This is a genomic window from Streptomyces sp. NPDC050610 (genome assembly GCF_040654875.1).
In the GTDB taxonomy this organism is placed as follows: Bacteria; Actinomycetota; Actinomycetes; order Streptomycetales; family Streptomycetaceae; genus Streptomyces.
On sequence record NZ_JBFAIV010000053.1, the window covers coordinates 15,817 to 32,358 of the forward strand.

Consider the following 16,542-nt stretch of genomic DNA (forward strand, 5'->3'; position numbering starts at 1 on the left):
CGCCATCCGGCCCCGAACGGCCATCGCCCCGTTCCGGCAGGCCATATGACGGTGCGTCGGGGAGGAAAGCAGGTTGTCGATGCGTGTCCTGTTCGCCGGACCGCCCTTCTTCGGGCTCCTCTATCCGATGGTTCCGCTCGCCCAGGCGTTCCGCGCCGCGGGCCACGACGTCCTCGTGGGCACCTGCGGAAAGGCCGCCGGGCACGCCGCGCACGCCGGCCTCCCGGTCGCCGACTGCGCGCCGGGCATCGACCCCGACGCCCTGTACGCGGAGATGGAGAAGCGTCGCGACCGCAAACCGCCGTCCCCGGGCGAGCACGGCGTACCGCCCAAGGGGAAGGGTTTCTCCTTCTTCAGCGACGAAATGGCCGACACCATGGTCGACATCGGCCGGCAGTGGCGCCCCGACCTCGTCGTGCACACCCCGAACGGCGTCGTCGGCCAGCTCGTCGCGGCCCGCCTCGGCGTGCCGTCCGTCCTGCACGCCGTCGGCTTCGGCCACACCGGACGGCACGTCGGCATGATGAACAACGCCCTCGCCGACGGCTACGCCCGGCACGGCCTCGACGGCCCCGACCCGATCGCCGCCTGGCTGGACGTCACCCCGCCCAGCATGAGCGTCGCCGCCGAACCGCGGCTGCGCCCGATGCGCTACGTCCCCTACAACGGGGGCGCTTCGCTCCCGCACTGGCTCTACGAGGACCGCGAGCGCCCGCGGATCGCCGTCACCCTCGGCACGGTGCGCCCGGTCGTCGACGGCGTCTCGCCCCTCCAGTGGGTGATCGACGCGGCCCGCGCCACCGACGCCGAGTTCGTGCTCGCCCTCGGCGGCGCCGACCTCACCGCGCTCGGCCCGCTCCCCGAGAACGTACGCCCCGTCGACTGGATACCGCTCGGCGCGCTGCTCGCCGCCAGCGACGCCGTCGTCCACCACGGGGGCGCGGGCACCACCCTCACCGCCCTCGACTCCGGCCTCCCGCAGATCGTCCTCGGCGAGGGCGCCGACCGCCCGGCCAACGCCGCGGCCGTCCGCACCCGCGGCTGCGGCCTCGTCCCCGGCGCCGACGGCCCCGGCCCGGACAAGGAACTGATCCAGCGGCTCCTGGAGGACGAGAACCTGCGCACGGCCGCGCGCGAGACGGCCGAGGAGATGGCCGCCATGCCGAGCCCGTCCGAAACGGCGGCCCGGCTGGTCGAACTGGCACTGACACAGGGCAGGCACCGATGACGGACGGATACGGCCGGACGTTCGGAGTCGGAGGCTCCGGATCGGCCGGCGGATATGGCGCGGTCGCGCCCTACGGGGCGGTCGTGCCCGCGAACGCGTCGCCAGGTCCCGGCCCTGGCTCCGGCTCCGGCCCCGCCCCCGGCTCCGGCGGAAGCCGCGGTACGGGCGCGGGGGCGCCCCTCACCGGCCCCTCGGCGGCGGCCGGGGCCGGCGTCGCGGTCATGGCCGGGCGGCCCGTCGTGGGCGCCGCCCAGCCGCCCCGCTCCCCCCGGCCCGCGCCCGTGGAGACCGTCGAGAGCCCCCGGCTCGCGCGGCTCGCCCGCGAGATGGCGGCGGCCCGGTCCTGGAACGCGCGGAGCGCCGTGCTCGGCGCGTTCTGGGGCGAGGTGCGGACGGCCGGCACGCCGCTGACCGAGCCGATCGACGGCGACCCCGAGCACCGGGCCGTCACCTTCCTGTGGCGCGGGGACACCGAGACCCGGCAGGTCCTGCTGCTCGTCAACCGCCTCCTGGACCGCTGCGACCTCGCGGCCAGCCTCATGCGCTGGCTGCCCGGCACCGACGTCTGGCACCTCACCTACCGGCTCCGCGCCGACCACCGCGGCTCGTACCGCATCGCCCCCGACACCGCCGGGTTCGAGCGGTCCGAACTGGAACGCCTGGCCGACACCGCCGTGCGCGACCCCCTCAACCCCCGCACGGTGCCCACCCGTTGGCACGGACGGCCCAGCTCGGCCTTCGAGCTGCCCGAGGCCCCGGCCCGGCCGTGGGAGACCCGCCGCGACGGCGTCGCGCGCGGGACCGTGCGCCGGCACCGCGTCGCGAGCGCGGCACTGGGCTCGGAGCGCGAGGTGTGGACGTACGTGCCGCCCGTGCCGTCCGCGCCCGATGGCGAGACGGACACGCTCGTCCTGCTCGACGGCGACATGTGGTTCGGGCAGCTCGGCATCGAGGACACCCTGGACAACCTCATCGCCGACGGCGCCATCCCGCCGCTGACCGTGCTCGCCCCGCACGCCGTCGACAACCCCACCCGCAGAAGGGAGTTCGGCGGAAACCCGGCGTATATCGACTTCCTCGCCGCCGAACTGCTGCCCTGGGCGGCGGCCCGGCTGCCCGTCACGGACGACCCCGCCCGCACCGTCGTCGCCGGCCAGAGCCTCGGCGGGCTGACCGCGCTGTACGCCGGGTACTCCGCGCCGTACCGCTTCGGCAAGGTGCTCGCCCAGTCCTCCTCGCTGTGGTGGCGCCCCGCCGACGAACCCGCCGGGACCACCACCTGGATGGAGCGCCGCTTCACCGAAGGCGCCCCGCGCGAGCTGCGGCTGCGTCTCGACGTCGGGCTCCACGAGTGGGGCATGCTCGAACAGACCCGCGCGCTGCGCACCGCGCTGCGCGCCCGCGGCTACGACGTCGGCGGAGCTGACTTCAACGGCGGCCACGACTACGTCTGTTGGTCCGTCGCGCTCGCCGATGGCCTCGTCCATCTGCTCGGCGGCCCCAAGGGGACCTGACACCGGGGCCGACCTTTCGGTCCGACACCAGGGCCGATCCGTCAGCCAGTTCGAGCACGTACCGCCGGCGTGCCAGGCCACCACCACGTACCCCCGCACACCGACTCGCCAAGCCACCACGTACCGCCACCCCTACGGACACCACGTACAGCCAAGGAGCAACACCCATGCAGTACCGCAGAACCGCCGCCCTGCTCGTCGCCGCCATAGCGGGCAGCCTCGCCCTCACCGGCTGCGGCAGCGACTCGAAGGACGGGGCGCAGGCCAAGGCGGGCGGCTCCGACAAGCGCACCGTCACCGACGCCAATGGCAAGAAGGTCGAGGTGCCCGCCGCGCCCAAGAAGGTGGTGACGCTCAGCGAGCCGACCCTCGACGCCGCGCTTGCCCTCGGCGTGCAGCCGATCGGCGCCACCAGCGGCCGCGGCCAGTCCGGCGTCTCCAGCTACCTTGCCGAGAAGGCGAAGTCCGCCAAGGTCGTCGCCAATGTCGCCGAGCCCGACCTCGACAAGCTCTCCGCCATGCGGCCCGACCTCATCCTGCTCGACGAGACCGTCGGCGCCAAGCGCGTCCAGGACAAGCTCAAGGGCATCGCGCCCACCGTGCTCACCGCCAAGCTCAACGCCCCCTGGAAGGACGCCTTCACCGCCACCGCGGACGCCCTCGGCAAGAAGGCCGACGGCGAGAAGCTGCTCGCCGGGTTCGACAAGCAGGTCAAGGACGTGAAGGCGGGGCTGGGCGGCAACGCCGCGGCCGTCACCAGCGTCATCCGCTGGCAGAACGGCGCCCCCTCCGTGGTCGGCAAGGGCAAGGGTCACGTCGGCGACACCCTCGCCGCCCTCGGCCTGAAGCGGCCCAAGGACCAGCAGGGCGAGAGCTCCGGCCACAGCGAGCCCGTGAGCCTGGAGCGGCTCGACTCCATCGACGGCGACTGGCTGTTCTTCGGCGCGCTGGGCGACAAGGCCGCGGGGGACAAGGGGCTCAAGGAGGCGGGCGGGGCGCCCAACTTCAACAAGCTGAAGGCCGTCGCGAACCACCACGTCGTGGTGATCGACGGATCGGCCTGGAACAGCTCCGGCGGCCCGCTCGCCGCACAGGCCGTGCTCGACGACGTGAAGTCGGCCATGGCGAAGAAGGGCTGACCCTTCGAAGGGCGTCTACGGGTCGAGCTGGCCGGCCGGCCCGGCGGCGTCCGACGTCATGCGGAAGCCCGCGTCATGCTCCTTTGTACGCAAGGGAGTTGGCCGGGCTTCCGGCACGTCGAACCTCGTGGCGGGCGGTGTGGCGGGGGCGTACTCTCCGTGGCGCGTCCCGACCGGGGTCAGTCGCCCGCCAGCCGCGCGGCCTCCCGGGCGCATCCCCAGGACACCGTGATGCCCGCGCCGCCGTGCCCGTAGTTGTGCACCAGCCGCGAACCGCCCGGCAACTCCTCGGCCTCCAGCCGCACTTGATGCCGGCCGGGCCGCAGTCCCACCCGGTGCTCCACGACGCGCGCGTCCGCCAGCCCCGGATGGACGCGTGCGCAGCGCGCCACGATCGCCGCGGCCGTCGCCGGGTCCGGCTCGCGGTCCCACACGTCCTCGCGCGCCGTGCCGCCGAGCACGACCCCGTACGGCTGCGGAAGCACGTACATCGTGTCCGCCGCCGAATGGTCCGCGGCCACGAACCACTCGGCTATGCCTGGGTTCTCGACCACCACGATCTGCCCCTGCACAGGGTGCACGCAGGGGTCCGGCACCAGGTCGCGCGCGCCGAGGCCGGTGCAGTTCACTATCGTCGGCGCGGCCCGGCCGGCGTCCGCGAGCGAGGAGACCGCGCGGACCGCCACCGTGCCGCCCGCGGCCTCCAACCGCCGCCGCAGATAGGCAAGATGACTGCCCATATCGATGATTGGGACCCGCGCCCGCAGCCCTCTCTCATAGCCGTACGGCAACTCCTCGGCCCTTGACGGCCGCAGCCCCCGGAGATCGCGCGCCCAGGACCCCAGCTCCGCGATGTCCAGCCCGCCCTGCACGCCGTCGACCAGCCGTACGCCCGTCTCGTCCGGGTCCGCGGCCAGCTCGCTCTGCACCTCCAGCGACCGCAGCGACCAGGCGCCGACGGCCTCCTCGGGCTCGATCCGGTACGGCCACCACAGCCCGCCGGCCACCGCCGACGTGGTGTCCGCCGCCGCGTCCCGGCTCCACACCTCGACCCGGCGTCCGCTCTCCGCCAGCACGATGGCGGTGGTCAGACCGATGACGCCGCCGCCGATCACGATCGCATCGCTAGTCATACCCGGACGTTATCCGCTGGACGGCCGCGGAGCGCCCCGCCCGTGCGGGATACGGAATGCGCGCCGCCGGGGGCGGAACGCATGCTCCGTGGGAATACTCGGGGCATGGCAGCGGAGTACGACACCTTCGGACTGGCGCCCGCGACACGCACCGGAGGTGTGCTCGCGGGCGGCGCCTACCAGCTCCACCGGGACTTTCTCGACTTCATCATCGACGGCAGACCGCTGCTGCTGCGCCTCGCCGACGTCGACGCGGTCTCGCCGCTCGCCTCCGACCTGGGCCCCTCGATCTTCACCTCCGAGGTGCGCCGGCTGCTGCTGGAGACCGACGAGCCGCCGGCGGACGGCCGCTTCGTCATCTACGGCTGCCCCGAGTGCGAGGGCCTGGAGTGCGGCGCGGTCACGGCCGTCATCGAGCGCGACGGCGCCGACATCGTCTGGCGGGACTTCGCCTGGCAGACGGACACGACGCCGGACCTGGAACGCAACGGCTACGCGGGCGTCGGCCCGTTCCGCTTCCGCGGCGAGGAGTACCGCGGGGAGCTGGAACGGCTGCTCGCCGAGGGCGGTCACGAGCCGCCCACCCGCCGCGTGCTGCTCGTCGGGCAGCGCGTCGCCCTCCTCGCCCGGCTCGCCGCCGCGCTGCGCGGCACCGGCATCGGGGCCGAGATCACCCGCGACGCGGCCGGCGCGCACGCGGACGAACTGCGCACCTACGGGGCCGTGGTGTTCGGCCAGGCGGTCGGCGAAGGCGAACGGGCCGCCGTGCGCGCCGCGTTCGAGGCCGCCGGGTCCGACGCCGTCTTCGTGGCGGACCTCGCGCCGATCGTCGGGCTGCTCGTCGCGCAGATCGAGGAGTCGCTGGAGCACGGCCCGCGCGAGCGGCACCGGCTGACCCGGCTCACCGCGCACCGCGACGGGCGGGCGGGGGAGGCCGAGGTCGAGGTGGCGGCCGCCTGCCGGGTGTCACTGCTCGGCTACCGCGTCGACCGGCTCTTCCGCCCGCGGGTGTACGAGCTCTTCGACGGGCAGCTGGAACCCGGCCGCCACCGGCTCGCCCTCGGCCCGGCCGCCCGCCCCGGCTCCTTCGTCGTCGCCCGCACGAGCGGCAACGTGCTCGTGGCGGCCGTCGCACCGGCCCCGCCCGCCCTGCCCTCCCCACAGGAGGACGCCGGCTGACCGTACGTACGGAGCCCCGGCGCCGCACGATGAGTGTTCCGGCGAGCCCGTGCCGACCGCGCGGAGCGTGCACCGACCCAGCGGAGCCCGCGCCACTCCGGCCGCGCATCCGCCGCCGAGCGGAAATCCGATTCTGCCGACCGGCGGGCACCGGATAAAGTCATGTCCCTTATGAGTGCCACCCTCGTCGCCAAAGATCTCGCCGCCGGACACGGCGACCGCACCCTCTTCTCCGGGCTCGACCTCGTCGTCGCCCCCGGCGAGGTGATCGGGCTCGTCGGAGCCAACGGAGCGGGGAAGTCGACACTGCTGCGGCTGTTCGCGGGGCTCGACGAGCCCGAGGAGGGGGAGCTGCGGCTCAGCCCGCCCGGCGCGACCGTCGGGCACCTGCCGCAGGAGCCCGAGCGCCGGCCGGGGGAGACCGTACGGGCCTTCCTCGCGCGCCGCACGGGCGTGGCCGAGGCCCAGGCGGCGCTCGACGCCGCGACCGAGGCGCTCGTCGAGGGGGCGCCGGGCGCGGACGACGCCTACGCGGCCGGGCTGGAGCGCTGGCTGTCGCTCGGCGCGGCCGACCTCGACGAACGGGCCGAGGAGACCGCCGGCTCCCTCGGGCTGAAGATCGACCTCGACCGGCCGATGACCAGCCTCTCCGGCGGCCAGGCGGCCCGCGCCGGGCTCGCCTCCCTGCTGCTCAGCCGCTATGACGTCTTCCTGCTCGACGAGCCCACCAACGACCTCGACCTGGACGGCCTCGCCCGGCTGGAGGAGTTCGTCACGGGGCTGCGCGCCGGTACGGTCCTGGTCAGCCACGACCGCGAGTTCCTGACCCGCACCGTGCACCGGATCGTCGAACTGGACCTCGTCCAGCAGCAGGTCAACGTCTACGGCGGCGGCTACGCGGCCTACCTGGAGGAGCGCGAGCGGGCCCGGCGCCACGCGCGCGAGGCGTACGACGAGTACGCCGACACCCGCGCCGGACTCCAGGCCCGCGCCCGTACCCAGCGCAACTGGATGGAACACGGCGTCCGCAACGCCCGTCGCAAGGCCACCGACAACGACAAGATCGCCCGCAAGACCCGCGTCGAGTCGACCGAGAAGCAGGCCGCGAAGGCCCGGCAGACCGAACGGCTGCTGGAGCGGCTGGACGTGGTCGAGGAGCCCCGCAAGGAGTGGGAGCTGCGCATGGAGATCGCCGCCGCGCCCCGGTCGGGCGCGGTCGTGGCCACGCTGCGCGGCGCGGAGGTGCGCCGGGGCTCCTTCGCTTTCGGCCCTGTCGACCTCCAGATCGACTGGGCCGACCGGGTGGCCATCACGGGCGCCAACGGTTCCGGGAAGTCGACGCTGCTGGCGGCGCTGCTCGGCCGACTGCCGTTGGACGCGGGGGCGGCGGCGCTCGGGCCGGGCGTCGTCGTGGGCGAAGTGGACCAGGCCCGCGCGCTGTTCCACGGCCAGGAGGCCCTGCTGGACGCGTTCGAGGCCGCCGTGCCCGAGCTGGAGCCCGCCGAGGTCCGTACGCTGCTGGCCAAGTTCGGCCTCAAGTCCGCGCACGTGCTGCGGCCCGCCGCCACGCTCTCGCCCGGCGAGCGGACCCGCTCGGCGCTCGCCCTCCTCCAGGCGCGCGGCGTGAACCTCCTCGTCCTCGACGAGCCCACCAACCACCTGGACCTGCCCGCCATCGAGCAGTTGGAGTCGGCGCTCGCCTCGTACCAGGGCACGCTCCTCCTGGTGACCCACGACCGCCGCATGCTCGACGCGGTCCACACCACCCGACGCGTCGAGGTCGCGGAGGGGCGCGTCACGGAGCACTGACGGTTGGTCAGCAGCCGGTCGCACGCGGGGACTTCAAGCCCCCGGCGGGGTGCGTACGGAGATACGGGCGACCGTCACGCAATCCCGTACCTCCCGGTGCCCCCACCGGTCAGGCCACGCTCGTACCGGCCAGACCACGCCCGTACGGACCGGACCGGGCGCATCCGTACGCGCCCGGCCCGGGCCGCACACCCCGGCCCTTTCGCGGGGCCGGGGCCGGTCGGCGCTCAGCGCCCGCCGTTCTCCTTGCCCAGCAGGCCCGCGCGCCGCAGTGCGTCGGCCATGGCGTCGTTGGCCGGAGCCGGGCCCCGGCCGCCGCCCGAGCCGCCGCGCCCGCCGCTGGAGCCGCCGCGTCCGCCCGGGCCGCCCCGGCCGCCGCCGCCCTGGCGCTGCTGCGCGGACCGGTCGCGCTGGCCGCCGACCTTCGGTCGGCCCCCGGACGCCGCGCCCCCGCCGGCGGAGCGGCCGCCGCCGGCCGGCGCTCCCGCCTCGTCGTCGAGCCGGAGCGTCAGGGAGATCCGCTTGCGCGGGATATCCACGTCCATGACCTTGACGCGCACGATGTCGCCCGGCTTCACCACGTCGCGGGGGTCCTTCACGAACGTCTTGGACATCGCCGAGACGTGCACCAGCCCGTCCTGGTGCACGCCGACGTCCACGAACGCCCCGAAGGCCGCCACATTGGTGACGACGCCCTCCAGCGTCATCCCGGGCGCGAGGTCGCCGATCTTCTCGACGCCCTCCTTGAAGGTCGCCGTCTTGAAGGCGGGCCGCGGGTCGCGCCCCGGCTTCTCCAGTTCCTTGAGGATGTCCGTGACCGTGGGCAGGCCGAACGAGTCGTCCACGAACTCGGCCGGCCGCAGGGACCGCAGCACCGTGGTGTTGCCGATGAGGGCCGCGACCTCGCTGCCCGCCGACTTCACCATGCGCCGCACCACCGGATACGCCTCGGGGTGCACGCTGGAGGCGTCCAGCGGGTCGTCGCCGCCGCGGATGCGCAGGAACCCCGCGCACTGCTCGTACGCCTTCGGGCCGAGCCGGGACACGTCCTTGAGGGCGCGGCGGCTGCGGAAGGGGCCGTTGGTGTCGCGGTGGGAGACGATGTTCTCCGCCAGGCCGGCGCCGATGCCCGAGACGCGGGAGAGGAGCGGCGCGGAGGCGGTGTTGACGTCCACGCCGACGCCGTTCACACAGTCCTCGACGACCGCGTCGAGGGAGCGGGAGAGCTTCACCTCGGACAGGTCGTGCTGGTACTGGCCGACGCCGATCGACTTGGGGTCGATCTTGACCAGCTCGGCGAGCGGGTCCTGGAGCCGCCGCGCGATGGACACCGCGCCGCGCAGCGACACGTCCATGTCCGGCAGTTCCTGCGAGGCGAAGGCCGAGGCCGAGTACACGGAGGCGCCGGCCTCGGAGACCATCACCTTGGTGAGCTTCAGCTCCGGGTGGGCCGCGATGAGATCGGCGGCGAGCTTGTCGGTCTCGCGGGACGCGGTGCCGTTCCCGATGGAGATCAGCTCGACGTCGTGCTCGCGCGCGAGCGCGGCCAGCGTCGCCAGGGACGCGTCCCACTTCTGCTGCGGCACATGCGGATAGATGACCGCGGTGGCGGCGACCTTGCCCGTCGCGTCGACGACGGCGACCTTCACGCCCGTACGGAAACCGGGGTCCAGGCCCATCGTGGCGCGCGTGCCGGCCGGGGCGGCGAGCAGCAGGTCGCGCAGGTTGGAGGCGAAGACCCGCACCGCCTCCTCCTCGGCGGCCTGGCGCAGCCGCAGCCGCAGGTCGATCCCGAGGTGCACCAGGATGCGGGTCCGCCAGGACCAGCGCACCGTGTCCGCGAGCCACTTGTCGCCGGGCCGGCCCCGGTCGGCGATGCCGAAGCGGCGCGCGATCGTCCGCTCGTACGCGCCGGGGCCCTCGCCTTCCTGCTCCTCGGGCTCCAGGGAGAGGTCGAGGATCTCCTCCTTCTCGCCCCGGAACATGGCCAGCACCCGGTGCGAGGGGAGCTGTGTGAACGGCTCGGAGAAGGCGAAGTAGTCGGCGAACTTCGCGCCCGCCTCCTCCTTGCCCTCCCGCACCTTCGCGGCCGCCTGGCCCCGCGACCACATGCGCTCGCGCAACTCGCCGATCAGGTCGGCGTCCTCGCCGAACCGCTCGGTGAGGATGGCGCGCGCGCCATCCAGCGCCGCCGCCGCGTCCGCGACACCGGCCTCGGCGTTCACGAACGCCGCCGCCGCGGCGGCCGGCTCCACGTCCGGGTCGCCCAACAGGCCGTCGGCCAGCGGCTCCAGACCGGCCTCGCGCGCGATCTGCGCCTTGGTGCGCCGCTTGGGCTTGAAGGGGAGGTAGATGTCCTCCAGCCGCGCCTTGGAGTCGGCCGCGAGGATCTGCGCTTCGAGCGCCTCGTCCAGCTTGCCCTGCGAGCGGACCGACTCCAGGATCGCGGTCCGCCGCTCCTCCAGCTCCCGGAGATACCGCAGCCGCTCCTCCAGGGAGCGCAGCTGCGCGTCGTCGAGCATCTCGGTCGCTTCCTTGCGGTAGCGGGCGATGAACGGCACGGTCGAGCCGCCGTCGAGCAACTCGACCGCCGCCGTCACCTGCCGCTCCCGCACGCCGAGCTCCTCGGCGATCCTGCCTTCGATCGACGTCGTCACGATCACGCTCCGCTTTCTCTCTGAGCTGTGACCTGCATTGTGGCAGGTACCGCCGACAGCGCGGAGCGCCGCCGTCGTCAGCCCTTGCCGAACAGGTCCGCCGGGAAGGCGCCCGCGGCGGCGAGGGCCTTCGCGAAGCCGCCCGCCAGCTCCGTGAGCCGGGCGACGCCCGCCGCTCCGAGGTGCTCGTAGGGGGCCGCGTCCAGCCGGTCCGTCTCGTCCTCCAGCTCGGTGCGGAGCGCGGTGCCCGCCGGGGTCAACTCCCCGGCGGCGTCCAGTAGTCCGCGCTCGCGCAGCCGGTCCTGGGCCGCGGCCCAGTCCGCGTCCGTCCAGCCGCGGGTGGACAGCACCCACTCCGGGTTCATGCCGCGGCCGGACGCGGTGTGGCTGACGAGCGCCTCCACCGGGTCGAGTCCGGCGCCGACCAGTGTCATCAGGTGGCCGTCGCCGCGGTGCTCGCGCAGCAGCGTGGCGGCGTGCCAGTAGGCGAGGTGCGGGGCGTCCGGTACGGGCAGGTCGGCGTGGGCCGCGTACAGCGGGCGGGCGGCGCGGCTGCACGCCTCGGTCGCGCGCAGCGCCAGCTCCGCGGCCTCGGCCAGTTCCGGCGAGGCGACGGCCGCGTCGCCGAGCAGCCGGCGCAGTGTGGCGTCGACGGCGCGGAGCCGGGCGGCGAGCACGTCCTCGGGCGAGGCGGTGTCCCAGACGCGCGGCACGTGGCGGGCGACGAGCTCGTGGCTGAAGTTGTAGAAGGAGGCGCTGATGACGCCCGCCCCGACCCGGCCGAAGGCCGCGCCCCGCCCCGCGAAGTAGGCGGAGCGGGAGTCCTCGACGCCGAGCGCGGCGAGCGCCTCGGCGAGGTCGGGGGAGAAGTAGAGCATGGAGTGGAAGGTGTTGACGGGGCTGTAACAGCGGCGTCCGGCGCGCTCCGGCAGAGAAGTCATACGGGGCACGTTACCGACTGGTCGGTACGGGCGGGAAGCTCCCGTACCCCACCGACGCGGAACGGCGCCGCGCGCCGCCGCTACGGCGTGTGCGTGATGCCGCCGTCGACCCGCAGATTGATGCCGTTGACGTAGTCCGCGACCGGCCCGGCCAGATATGCCACCGCCGCCGCGACATCGTCCGGGCGGCCCAGCCGGCCCACCGGATTCGGCGCGTACCGCTCCGTCACCTCCGGCTCCAGCCGCCCCCAGCCGTCGTCCTCGCCGCGCGTGCGCGCCCGCTCCTGGAACATCGACCGCAGCGACGGCGTCATGATCACGCCGGGGCTCACGCAGTTCGCGGTGACCCCGGTCCCGGCGAGGTGGTGCGCCAGGCTCGTCGTCATGTTCACCACCGCGGCCTTCGCGGCGGAGTACTCCACCATGTTCGGCAGCGGCGTCGTCACCGCCCGGCTCCCGACGTTGATCACCCGCCCCCAGCCGCACTCGCGCATCGACGGCACCATCTCCCGCGTCATCCGGACCGCCGAGAGCACATTCCCGTCGAACGCCGCCGCCCAGTCGGCGGGCTCCGCGCTGTCCCAGTCGTGCTCGCTGAACGGCCCCGCGTTGTTGACCAGGATGCGCGCCCCGAAGGCGCGCGCCGCGACCCCGATCCGCTCGGCCGCGCCCTCCTCGGCCAGGTCCCCGAGCACCACCTCGGCCCGCACGCCCCGCCGCGCGACCTCCTCGGCGGCCTTGGCCGCTGCCGCCGCGTCCCGCCCGTGCACCAGGACGTCGCATCCCTCGGCCGCGAGCCGCACCGCGATCGCCGTCCCGATGCCGCCGCTGCTGCCGGTCACCAGCGCGGCACAACCCGTCAGCTCCAAGTCCATGGCGCAAAGCTAGTCCCACCCGCCCCTTGGGCAACAGAGGTCCGACAAGAGGCGCCGATGGCAGAAAGGGTGGGGAATCCGTCATTGCGGTCATCGGGCGGCCCGCGCAGCATGGTCCCCATGACGTCCCAGCACAGCGTGCTCATCGTCCTCTTCGACGGCGTGCAGAGCCTCGACGTGACCGGCCCCCTCGAAGTCTTCGCCGGCGCCCGCGGATACGCCGACCGGCCCGACGCCTACCGCATCCGCACCGCCTCCCTCGACGGCGCGCCCGTCCGCACCTCCAGCGGTCTCGCCCTCACCCCCGACACCGCACTGGACGGCGTCCGCACCCCGGACACCCTCCTCGTGCCGGGCGGCCAGGGCACCCGCGCCCCGGACCCCCGCCTCGTGGACTGGCTGCGCCGCCGCGCCCCGGCCGCCGGCCGCATCGTCTCCGTGTGCACCGGCGCGCTGCTGCTCGCCGAGGCCGGGCTGCTCGACGGCCACCGGGTCACCACCCACTGGGCGGAGTGCGCCGCGCTCGCCGCGCGCTACCCGGCCGTCCGGGTCGACCCCGAACCCATCTTCGTCCGCGACGGCAGGGTCGCCACGTCCGCCGGCATCACCTCCGGCATCGACCTCGCGCTGGCCCTCGTCGAGGACGACCTCGGCCGGGACGCCGCGCTCGCCATCGCCCGCCACCTCGTCGTCTTCCTGCGCCGGCCCGGCAACCAGACGCAGTTCAGCGCCCAGCTCGCCGCCCAGACCGCCAAGCGCCGCCCGCTGCGGGACGTACAGCAGTGGATCACGGAACACCCCGGCGCGGACCTGTCCGTCGAGACCCTCGCCCGGCGCGCGAACCTCTCGCCCCGCCACTTCGCCCGCGCCTTCCAGGCCGAGACCGGCGTGGCCCCCGGCCGCTACGTCGACCAGGTCCGCCTGGAGACCGCCCGCCGCCTGCTGGAGGACACCGACGACGGCATCGAGGAGATCTCCCGCGCCTGCGGCTACGGCACCCCCGAGGCCATGCGCCGCGCCTTCCTGCGGACGGTGGGCACGGCGCCCGCCGAGTACCGCCGCCGCTTCACCCCCTTGCCCGCCGCCTGAATCCCCCTCCGAGAAGGAGCCAGACCATGCAGACAGCCATCCTCCTGTACGAAGGCGTCACCGTCCTCGACGCCATCGGCCCGTACGAGACGCTCAGCCGTCTGCCGGGCGCGCGGACCGTCTTCGTCGCGGAGCGCCCCGGCCTCGTACGCAACGACAGCGGCAGCCTCGGCCTGTTCGCCGACGCGGCCCTCGGCGACGTGCCCGCGCCGGACATCGTCGTCGTCCCCGGCGCCCCCGACACGAGCGGCCCCTGCCAGTCCGCGGCCGTCCAGGACTGGCTACGAGCCGTCGACACCACCAGCACCTGGACGACGTCCGTCTGCACCGGCTCCCTCATCCTCGCCACGGCCGGACTGCTCAAGGGCCGCCGCGCCACCTCGCACTGGCTCTACCTGGACCAGCTCGCCTCCCTCGGCGCGCAGGCCACGGGCGACCGCGTCGTCACCGACGGCAAATACGTCACCGCCGCGGGCGTCTCTTCCGGCATCGACATGGGACTGACCCTGGCCGGCCGCATCGCGGGCGACCGGGTCGCCCAGACGACCCAACTCATGATCGAGTACGACCCGCAGCCCCCGTACGACGCGGGCTCTCCGGAGAAGGCTCCGGCGGACATTGTGGCGGAGCTGCGCCACGCCGCGGGGTGAGACCGCCGTGCTCCCGGCGGCCCGGCCGCCGGGAGCACCCGGCCCGGCTCAGCGCTCCGCCGCGTCCAGCTCCTGACGCCACAGCAACTCCGTCAACCGCCCCACCCCCGCCGCCAGATGCCTGCGGTACGCCGCCATCGGCAGCCCCAGCAGCTCCGCCGCCCGCGCGGGGGAGCCCGCCGGACGCACGTACGTATGGTGCAGCGCCCGGAACGCCCGGCGGTCCGCCGCCGAACTCTCCAGCACCGCCGCCGCCTCCCCGAACGCCTCCCGCAACGCCGCTTCCCGCAGCGGGCCGTCCGCGTCCTCGCCGCAGCGCGCGGCGACCAGCCGGGTGTCGAGCAGGGGCGAGTCCCGCAGGCCGTCCGGGCGGGCGAGCCCGCGCAGCGCGTCCCGTACCGCGTCCGCGAACTCGTCCCGCTCCAGCACCCGGGGTGCCGCGCCGGCCGCCGGGTCCTCCGACCGACCCCGCTCCGCGAGCAGCTCCAGCCACGCGAGCGGCGGCGTGCGCCGCCAGTCGTGCGCGAACATCCCGTACGTACGCCCGCCGCAGCGGAAGTCCGCCGCCGGCAGCCGGGCGAAGTCGGCGTACGCGCAGCCCGGTTCCCAGAACTCCGGGTCGGCGCAGGGCAGCAGCGTCACCGCGGACCGGTGGCCGGTCAGATAGTGGCGGGACAGCCGCAGCATGATCAGCGTCTGCACCGGCGAGACGTCCTGGTAGTCGTCGCGGCCCATCCAGAACCGCACCAGCAGCGCCGTCCCGTCGCCGCGCGGCCGCCTGCCCAGCCACCGCCGCGCCGCCGTCACCGCGGGGTCCGACGGCGCGGCCGGCAGCGGCTCGGCGGCCAGCTCCAGCAGCGTGTAGAAGCCCGCCGCCACCCCGTCCGGCCCGCACACCGTGTACGTCTCGCACGCCGGATGCTCCGCCCAGGCCCGTACGAGCCGCGCCGACGGCGCCCCTTCGTGGATCGCGGCGATCGTGCACGCCTGCACCAGTTCGCCCTCTCCCGCACGGACGACGGTCAGCCGGTCCAGCCGGGTCGGCTCGGCCGCGCCGCCCGTCAACGGGGACAGCAGCGGTCCCACCACCGGACTCTCCCGGTGCAGATACGCGAAGTCGGCCAGCACGGAGCGCTGCCGCGTCCGGTCCCCGTGCGTGAAGGCCCGCTGGTAATACGCGCCGGCGCGGCGGCGCAGCGCCTGCCGCCGCTCCGGGTGGCGCCGGTGCAGCTCCGCGTCGAGGGCGTCCCGTACGAGATCGTGCGGGCGGATGCCGCGCGGCCCGTACTCCATGGCCGACAGCCCCCGCAGCCACTCGAAGCAGGACCGGGCGTCGGCCGCCTCCAGCACCGCCGCGAGCAGTGGCTCGGTGATGACCGCCACCTGCGCGGCGGCCTCCAGCGCGGCCCGGTGCGGCGCGGTCGGCGCCGCGTCCAGCAGGCCGGCCAGGAGCGCCGGTACGGCCTCGGGGGACCCGGCGGGGCACGGCTCGGCCGCACCCTGCGCGGCCAGGTCGGCGACCAGGGCGAGCGCCAGCGGAATTCCCCGGGTGAAGGCGAAGGCCGCCGCCCGGACGTGCTCCGGCACGCCGCGCCGGCGCAGCAGCTCCCCGCTGTCCGCCGCGTCGAGCGGCGCGAGCGGCATGGTGTGCAGCAGCCCCTGCCGGGCCGGGTCGAGCCGCCAGGGGAGCGGCGGTGCGTCGCGCGCGGCGAGGGCGACGAGGGCGTCGGCGGGCAGTTTCGGCAGCAGCCCCCGGTGCGGGGCGGATGCGTCGGCGACGAGCTCCTCGACGCTGTCGAGCAGCAGCAGCGCGCCGCTCTCGCGCGGCAGCGCTGCCGCGGCCTCCTCGCCGTAGGGGCGCAGCTCCCGCGCGTCGAGCTGGAGCACCGGCCGCCCCGCCCGCAGCCCGAGCCGGGCGAAGTGGTGCAGCAGCGCGGTCTTCCCGATGCCGCCGGCGCCGTGCACGTAGACCACCGCGCCGTCCCGGGCTCGCAGCAGCGCGCGGAAGGCGTCGGTCTCCTGGCGGCGGCCGACGAAACCCTGTTCGCGCGCCGTCGCGAGCCGGTCGCCCAACCGGTCGCCCACGGCATCAGTATCGCGCCGTACCAGTGCCGCCGGACCCCGTCCGACGGCGGAACGGCCGGTGAACAGGCCGTTTTTCCGAACGCCTGCCGCCCCACGGGGCCGCCCGCTGCGCGTCCGTCACTCCCCGGCGACCGGAGCGTCGGCGTCCGCGGCGGAGAAGCGGAGGCGACCGCTACGCCAGGCCCGTACGGTCGGGGACCGCTGGGTTCGGTGCTCAGCGCCCAGGGTCCGCCGCTTCACCGC

General features: G+C 74.8%; 12 protein-coding genes. 7 read left to right on the top strand and 5 right to left on the bottom strand.

Annotation, left to right across the window (positions count from 1 at the left end; genetic code table 11):
• Positions 1-79: 79 nt before the first annotated feature.
• From AB0I22_RS36845 to AB0I22_RS36855, 3 genes are all read left to right on the top strand, one after another.
• Positions 80-1,228 (top strand): nucleotide disphospho-sugar-binding domain-containing protein, encoded by a 1,149-nt coding sequence (locus tag AB0I22_RS36845; RefSeq protein WP_363135408.1) that lies wholly within the window; start codon positions 80-82, stop codon positions 1,226-1,228.
• Positions 1,229-1,311: 83 nt separating this feature from the next.
• Positions 1,312-2,742, top strand: coding sequence for an enterochelin esterase (gene fes, locus AB0I22_RS36850; protein WP_363135389.1), 1,431 nt, complete (start codon positions 1,312-1,314; stop codon positions 2,740-2,742).
• Between the two features lie 167 nt (positions 2,743-2,909).
• A complete protein-coding gene (locus AB0I22_RS36855; protein ID WP_363135390.1) occupies positions 2,910-3,881 on the top strand; it encodes an ABC transporter substrate-binding protein in 972 nt (323 codons plus the stop codon).
• 179 nt (positions 3,882-4,060) lie between these two features.
• Here the strand turns inward: AB0I22_RS36855 and AB0I22_RS36860 are convergent, their stop codons facing one another.
• Complete coding sequence (locus AB0I22_RS36860) at positions 4,061-5,014, bottom strand: FAD-dependent oxidoreductase (RefSeq protein ID WP_363135391.1); 954 nt, start codon at positions 5,012-5,014, stop codon at positions 4,061-4,063.
• 105 nt (positions 5,015-5,119) lie between these two features.
• On the opposite strand from AB0I22_RS36860, the gene AB0I22_RS36865 reads away from it, so the two are divergent.
• The gene (locus AB0I22_RS36865; protein ID WP_363135392.1) at positions 5,120-6,193 is read left to right on the top strand and encodes an oxidoreductase; all 1,074 of its coding nucleotides are present in this window, start codon (positions 5,120-5,122) and stop codon (positions 6,191-6,193) included.
• A 171-nt stretch (positions 6,194-6,364) separates the two neighbouring features.
• Complete coding sequence (locus AB0I22_RS36870; protein ID WP_363135409.1) at positions 6,365-8,002, top strand: ABC-F family ATP-binding cassette domain-containing protein; 1,638 nt, start codon at positions 6,365-6,367, stop codon at positions 8,000-8,002.
• 227 nt (positions 8,003-8,229) lie between these two features.
• On the opposite strand, the gene AB0I22_RS36875 is transcribed toward AB0I22_RS36870, so the two are convergent.
• The 3 genes from AB0I22_RS36875 to AB0I22_RS36885 form a co-directional block, all read right to left on the bottom strand.
• Positions 8,230-10,659, bottom strand: coding sequence for a Tex family protein (locus AB0I22_RS36875; protein WP_363135393.1), 2,430 nt, complete (start codon positions 10,657-10,659; stop codon positions 8,230-8,232).
• Positions 10,660-10,736: 77 nt separating this feature from the next.
• Complete coding sequence (locus AB0I22_RS36880; protein WP_363135394.1) at positions 10,737-11,600, bottom strand: hypothetical protein; 864 nt, start codon at positions 11,598-11,600, stop codon at positions 10,737-10,739.
• Positions 11,601-11,680: 80 nt separating this feature from the next.
• The gene (locus tag AB0I22_RS36885) at positions 11,681-12,475 is read right to left on the bottom strand and encodes an SDR family NAD(P)-dependent oxidoreductase (protein WP_363135395.1); all 795 of its coding nucleotides are present in this window, start codon (positions 12,473-12,475) and stop codon (positions 11,681-11,683) included.
• Positions 12,476-12,595: 120 nt separating this feature from the next.
• Between AB0I22_RS36885 and AB0I22_RS36890 the strand changes: the two genes are divergently transcribed.
• Both AB0I22_RS36890 and AB0I22_RS36895 read left to right on the top strand, forming a co-directional pair.
• The gene (locus AB0I22_RS36890; protein ID WP_363135396.1) at positions 12,596-13,564 is read left to right on the top strand and encodes a GlxA family transcriptional regulator; all 969 of its coding nucleotides are present in this window, start codon (positions 12,596-12,598) and stop codon (positions 13,562-13,564) included.
• Between the two features lie 26 nt (positions 13,565-13,590).
• Entirely contained in the window at positions 13,591-14,214 is a 624-nt protein-coding gene (locus tag AB0I22_RS36895; protein ID WP_363135397.1) for a DJ-1/PfpI family protein, read from the top strand.
• 48 nt (positions 14,215-14,262) lie between these two features.
• Here the strand turns inward: AB0I22_RS36895 and AB0I22_RS36900 are convergent, their stop codons facing one another.
• Positions 14,263-16,299 (bottom strand): ATP-binding protein, encoded by a 2,037-nt coding sequence (locus AB0I22_RS36900; RefSeq protein WP_363135398.1) that lies wholly within the window; start codon positions 16,297-16,299, stop codon positions 14,263-14,265.
• Between the last annotated feature and the right edge of the window lie 243 nt (positions 16,300-16,542).

Bases quoted from the DNA above. Each gene is read 5' to 3' on its own strand.
- AB0I22_RS36845 (WP_363135408.1), top strand. From the start codon at position 80: ATGCGTGTCCTGTTCGCCGGACCGCCCTTCTTCGGGCTCCTCTATCCG.
- AB0I22_RS36855 (WP_363135390.1), top strand. From the start codon at position 2,910: ATGCAGTACCGCAGAACCGCCGCCCTGCTCGTCGCCGCCATAGCGGGC.
- AB0I22_RS36895 (WP_363135397.1), top strand. From the start codon at position 13,591: ATGCAGACAGCCATCCTCCTGTACGAAGGCGTCACCGTCCTCGACGCC.
- AB0I22_RS36880 (WP_363135394.1), bottom strand. From the start codon at position 11,600: ATGACTTCTCTGCCGGAGCGCGCCGGACGCCGCTGTTACAGCCCCGTC.
- AB0I22_RS36865 (WP_363135392.1), top strand. From the start codon at position 5,120: ATGGCAGCGGAGTACGACACCTTCGGACTGGCGCCCGCGACACGCACC.
- AB0I22_RS36885 (WP_363135395.1), bottom strand. From the start codon at position 12,475: ATGGACTTGGAGCTGACGGGTTGTGCCGCGCTGGTGACCGGCAGCAGC.
- AB0I22_RS36890 (WP_363135396.1), top strand. From the start codon at position 12,596: ATGACGTCCCAGCACAGCGTGCTCATCGTCCTCTTCGACGGCGTGCAG.
- AB0I22_RS36870 (WP_363135409.1), top strand. From the start codon at position 6,365: ATGAGTGCCACCCTCGTCGCCAAAGATCTCGCCGCCGGACACGGCGAC.
- AB0I22_RS36860 (WP_363135391.1), bottom strand. From the start codon at position 5,014: ATGACTAGCGATGCGATCGTGATCGGCGGCGGCGTCATCGGTCTGACC.